Raw genomic sequence first — 501 nt, 5'->3', positions numbered from 1 at the left:
CCGTGAAGGGGAAGTTATTGCCCGTGAAATATTGGACTACTGTGGCTACCGTAAAAAGATTTCCCGATTTTGGACGAGTGGCCTAGATATCCAATCGGTAAAAAAAGCCTTATCTTCAATAATGCCGGGTAAGGATAAAGAAAACCTATATCAGGCCGGTTTGGCGCGCGGCCGCGCCGACTGGCGGGTAGGTATGAACCTGAGTCGTGCCTACACAGCTGCTTATTCTGCCGGATATGGCCGAGAACATATGTTGTCGATCGGACGGATTCAAACACCGACTTTAAAGCTTGTAGTCCAAAGTGATAAAGAGATCGATACTTTCGTGCCTTACAACTACTACACCCTTTCAGTAGATTTTGAGACAGCAGACAAGTCAGTGTTTACTACACTGTGGCAGGTTCCTGAAAACTGGCGTAATACTGACGGATACTGTACCAACCTTGAGGCTGTAAAGGCACTTGTCAAACAGCTTGAGAAATCTACAGGCAAGGTTATTAC

The 501-nt window shown here is 46.1% G+C and carries 1 protein-coding gene; it reads left to right on the top strand.

Translation table 11 applies throughout. The annotated features are described in order from the left end of the window. A partial coding sequence (locus K5E19_RS24155) for a DNA topoisomerase (RefSeq protein ID WP_260411956.1) occupies positions 1-501 on the top strand: 501 nt, incomplete at both ends.

The organism is Enterobacter sp. RIT637 (genome assembly GCF_019718755.1).
GTDB lineage: Bacteria > Pseudomonadota > Gammaproteobacteria > Enterobacterales > Enterobacteriaceae > Enterobacter.
The sequence above is the reverse complement of the archived record's forward strand: the minus strand, read 5'-3'. Positions and strand labels throughout refer to the sequence as shown.